The organism is Brevundimonas sp. UBA2416 (assembly GCF_002343105.1).
Taxonomy (GTDB): Bacteria; Pseudomonadota; Alphaproteobacteria; order Caulobacterales; family Caulobacteraceae; genus Brevundimonas.
Genome location: NZ_DDRM01000006.1, coordinates 12,287 through 16,298, shown reverse-complemented (window position 1 = coordinate 16,298; position 4,012 = coordinate 12,287). Strand labels below are relative to the sequence as shown.

Genomic DNA, 4,012 nt, shown 5'->3' with positions numbered 1-4,012 from the left:
GCCTGATGGTGCTTGCCGTGGTGGAACTTCATCGTCTCCCGGTCGATCGCGGGCTCCAGGGCGTCATGGGCGTACGGGAGGGGGGGAAGCGTAAAGGCCATCGGGCGGCTCCTTCAATCAGTTCGGTCCGCCTGTATCTAGGCGCCCGTTCCCCCATCCCAAGCGGGACGGGCCGATTTCGTTCCTGCGGCTATCCGCCCGACCCCGGCAGATTGGCTTTCAGACAGTCGCGCACCGCCCGCCGCAGGTCGCCCGTGGCCGAGGCGAAATCCACGCCCTCGGCGTCGAACACGGCCCGCGTCGCGGCGTCCAGTCCGTTGGGCAGAGCCTCGAGCACCCGCTTCTCCCCCTTGGGATGCAGGCAGAAGCCGACCTCCCGGCACAGGGCGGCGAACATGGAAGCATAATCAGCCTGGTTCATTGTCTCGACCTGAAAAAGCGACCGGGCAGGCGGCCGCAGCCTGATCTGCGATCTGGTCGGCGATGGCTTCGTCCATCGGCCCAAGCAGCGCATCGTGTCCCAGAGTATGGCCCCGATCCGGGTGCGAGACGAACCTCAGTTGACCGGCAGGCAGGATGCCTTCCGCTGCGATACGTTGACGGTCCTCGCGCACCTGCGAGTCTCTTGAGCCGTAATGGAAGATCAGGGGCGAGGGCCAGCGCGAAAGCCGGACGGCGTTGGGCGTGTCATCCAGGAACCAGGACTTCCACCAGCGCCAGCTGGCAAGAGGCTGCTCGGCGTCCGGATAGGGCGCGTCATCGGCATGGTTGGCGAGGGCCGCCACTTCCCGGGCGTACCAGGCGGCGCCTTCAGCGCGGGCGCCGGCAATGTCGGCTGCGGTCCAGGACCCGTCCGGAGCCAGCAGGGGGGCCGGGTCCTCATAGATGCCCGCCGGCGTTTCGCGGAAATTGGCGCGAATCTCCTCGTCAGTGACCATGCCGTCGCCGTCGTCGTCCATCATCAGCAAGGCGTCCGGCTCACGGTCAACGGACTGCCATCGAATCACGGACGCCTTGCTCTCCAGCAGCCCGCCCATGCCGATGACGAGGTCTGGCGGAACGGCCCCCCGCTCTGCCAGCCCCGCGATATGGATGGTGCCTTCCGAATGGCCGAACAGGACCACGCATCGCGCCCCCAGACCCCGCTCGGAACGGGTCCAGTCATACAGGGCCTCGACATCCTGACTGAGGTTTTCAGGCGTCGCCGTGGGCGCAACGGCCTTGTCCGTCCGCTCTTCGCGCGGAACCCCGTAACGGGCGCCCCGACGGTCGAAGCGCACCACCGCCATGCCCCGTTGGTTGAACCGGGCGGCGAGGTCCAGGAATACGCGGTCTCCGGGCGTACCGGACCGACCGAAGTTGACATCGCGGGTGAAGACGCCGGTCCCCGCGACCATGATCACGACTCCGCGCGCCGGCCCTGCGGGCCGATCCGTCTCGCCCTGGATCATATACCCGTCGGCCGAGGGCACCTCGAAAGGGACGGCGTCCAGAACCGGCCCCGGCGCAGGCAGTTGCAGGCCAACAGTCAGTGCGACGGCCAGAAGGGTCATGGTCAAACAGGTCCTCTCAGCCGCAGGGCGTGGAATGCCACGTGATCGGCGATAAAGCTCGCCATAAAGAAATAGGAGTGGTCATAGCCCGGCTGCATCCGCAGCGTGATCGCCTGTCCCATGGCCTTGCCCGCGGCGACCAGCAGTTCCGGCTTCAACTGCTCGACGAGGAACGGATCCGCGTCGCCCTGGTCGATCAGGATGTCGTCGTAGTAGCCCTCGCCCACGCCGCCCTCAATCAGCCGCGCCGCGTCATGCGCCTCCCAGGCCTCGCGATCCGGGCCCAGATAGGCGGCGAAGGCCTTCTCGCCCCACGGACAGCGCGTCGGCGACGAGATCGGCGCAAAGGCCGAGACCGACCGGAACAGGTGCGGATGCCGCAGGGCAAGGGTCAGCGCCCCATGCCCGCCCATCGAATGGCCGCTGATCGACCGCGCCTTCGTGGTGGGGAATCCCGCGTCGATCAGGCCGATCAATTCCTCGACGACATAGCTCTCCATCCGGAAGTGCGGCGTCCACGGCGCCTCCGTGGCATCGACATAGAAGCCCGCGCCCTGCCCGAGATCGTACGCCGGATCGTCCGCGACCCTCTCCCCGCGCGGCGAGGTGTCCGGCGCGACGATGATCACCCCATGCGACGCTGCGGCCGCATAGGCCCCGGCCTTGGTTGTGAAATTGTCCTCGGTGCATGTCAGGCCCGATAGCCAGATCAACACCGGAAACGGCCCCTCGCCGCCCGGAACGAAGACCGACAGGGTCATGGGCGTGCCGGTCGTGGCGCTGTCGTGGCGCAGGTAACGCAGGGTTCCGCCGTGGACCTGATGTGCCTTGATCGTTTCCATATTTTTCCGCTCATCCCGGCGAGAGCCGGGACCCAGTTCTGTCCCGCTTGAAGCCGGCGTTTCCGGACATCGTTCCCGACAGCCTAACGAGACTGGTCACCCAAGGCGCCGGGTCCCGGCTTTCGTCGGGATGAGCGGTATGGAGAACATTCGCAATATTCAGGGCTGATCGTCCTCGGGCGTCACCACCCGCGTGGTGCGGCCGGCCTCGTCCATAAAGGCGATGCGCGCGGCGCCGTCGGCCGCCACGCTCAGGACCAGACGCGCCTTGCCCCCAGCGTCGCGCAACACCAGTTCCGACGCGCCCGACCCCTGACGGCCCAGGAAGGCGCGCTGCGACCCGCCCATATTCGCGGAAACCATGGCGGCCTGCTGCGCCTCAGGCGACAGGCCCTCCAGCCGCTCAAGCACCGCGTAGTCGATGGGCTCTTCGGGCCGATCAGTGACGACCAGTCCGGACACCCGGCGCTGGCCGCGCTGTGAGCCCATGAGCTGGACCGTTTGATCCTGCTCATAGCCGTCAAAGGTCAGGCTGCCGCCGGACGAGCGCACCCCATCCTGATCCTTGCCGCCGAAAATCAGGCCCCCGACCTCTGTGCCCTCCTCGTTCATGAACAGCATCCCGGCTGTGTCGCGCCCCGGGTGCGGAATCTCGCGGCCCCGATAGGGAATTTCGGGGAAGCTGGTCTGGTTGGAGATGACCATCCGCAGCGTGCCGTCCGGTTCGCGTACATTGATGCGCTGCACATCAATCTCTGTGAATCTCGCCGGGCCGACTCCCTGCACGGCGCCAGAAACCATCACACCGATGACCACGGCGGTCAGGGCGCCAGAATAGGCGATAAGGGCTCTCTGCGGGTCAAGCTTCATCGCTGCGCTCCGTGGCTTGGACGTTCGACGGCATCGACGAACGCGGATAGGCCAGCCTAACGCAGGCTTGTCCGTCAGGCCACTCGATGCAACGCGCACACCTTGTTGCCCGACGGGTCCCGCAGATAGGCAAGGTTCAGCGTGCCGAACGGGCCGTTGCGCTCGCCGGGCGGGTCCTCGATCGCCTTGCCGCCGGCGGCGACGCCCGCGTCGTGGAAGGCCTTGACCATCTCGGCCGACTTGGCCGCGAAGCCGATTGTCCCGCCGTTGGCGTGGCAGGCCGGCTCGCCGTCGATCGGCTTGCCGACCGCGAAGGCGCCCATGCGCGTGCGCCACCAGTAGCGGCCCTTGGCGTCGGGTCCCTGCCCCGGCTCGTGGCCCAGCGCGCCCAGCGCCGCATCGTAGAATTTCCGCGACGCCTCGACGTCGTTCGCACCGACGGTGATGTGGGTGAACATGGCTTCCCTCTCCTGACCTCAGGACAGTTTTTTTAAACAACTATCCCGGCGACGCAAGCCTCTAGAAGACCACCACGCTGCGGATGCTCTCCCCGGCATGCATCAGGTCGAACGCCTCATTGATCCGCTCCAGCGGCAGAGTGTGGGTGATCATCGGATCGATCTCGATCTTGCCGTCCATGTACCAGTCGACGATCTTCGGCGTGTCGGTCCGGCCGCGCGCCCCGCCGAAGGCCGAGCCGCGCCATACCCGCCCGGTGACCAGCTGGAACGGCCGCGTCGCGATCTC

At 66.9% G+C, this 4,012-nt stretch carries 5 protein-coding genes and 2 pseudogenes; all 7 read right to left on the bottom strand.

Annotated elements, in window-relative coordinates; all coding sequences use genetic code 11:
- Positions 1 to 101, bottom strand: a pseudogene (locus B3E43_RS01240) (superoxide dismutase); the annotation flags it as partial.
- Between the two features lie 89 nt (positions 102 to 190).
- Positions 191 to 421: a hypothetical protein gene (locus B3E43_RS01235; protein WP_292026074.1), complete on the bottom strand. Its 231-nt coding sequence runs from the start codon at positions 419 to 421 to the stop codon at positions 191 to 193.
- Positions 408 to 1,553, bottom strand: a complete 1,146-nt coding sequence (locus B3E43_RS01230; RefSeq protein WP_292026073.1) for an alpha/beta hydrolase — start codon at positions 1,551 to 1,553, stop codon at positions 408 to 410. Before B3E43_RS01230 ends, B3E43_RS01235 begins: the two co-directional genes overlap by 14 nt.
- A gap of 2 nt (positions 1,554 to 1,555) precedes the next feature.
- Entirely contained in the window at positions 1,556 to 2,395 is an 840-nt protein-coding gene (gene fghA / locus B3E43_RS01225; protein ID WP_292026072.1) for an S-formylglutathione hydrolase, read from the bottom strand.
- A 159-nt stretch (positions 2,396 to 2,554) separates the two neighbouring features.
- The gene (locus B3E43_RS01220; RefSeq protein WP_292026071.1) at positions 2,555 to 3,265 is read right to left on the bottom strand and encodes a hypothetical protein; all 711 of its coding nucleotides are present in this window, start codon (positions 3,263 to 3,265) and stop codon (positions 2,555 to 2,557) included.
- Between the two features lie 74 nt (positions 3,266 to 3,339).
- The gene (locus B3E43_RS01215) at positions 3,340 to 3,723 is read right to left on the bottom strand and encodes a VOC family protein (RefSeq protein ID WP_292026070.1); all 384 of its coding nucleotides are present in this window, start codon (positions 3,721 to 3,723) and stop codon (positions 3,340 to 3,342) included.
- Between the two features lie 61 nt (positions 3,724 to 3,784).
- Positions 3,785 to 4,012 (bottom strand): annotated as a pseudogene (locus B3E43_RS01210) (S-(hydroxymethyl)glutathione dehydrogenase); the annotation flags it as partial.

Excerpts from the sequence above, each read along its gene's own strand:
- B3E43_RS01235 (WP_292026074.1), bottom strand. The coding sequence starts at position 421 with ATGAACCAGGCTGATTATGCTTCCATGTTCGCCGCCCTGTGCCGGGAG.
- fghA (WP_292026072.1), bottom strand. The coding sequence starts at position 2,395 with ATGGAAACGATCAAGGCACATCAGGTCCACGGCGGAACCCTGCGTTAC.
- B3E43_RS01220 (WP_292026071.1), bottom strand. The coding sequence starts at position 3,265 with ATGAAGCTTGACCCGCAGAGAGCCCTTATCGCCTATTCTGGCGCCCTG.
- B3E43_RS01215 (WP_292026070.1), bottom strand. The coding sequence starts at position 3,723 with ATGTTCACCCACATCACCGTCGGTGCGAACGACGTCGAGGCGTCGCGG.
- B3E43_RS01230 (WP_292026073.1), bottom strand. The coding sequence starts at position 1,553 with ATGACCCTTCTGGCCGTCGCACTGACTGTTGGCCTGCAACTGCCTGCG.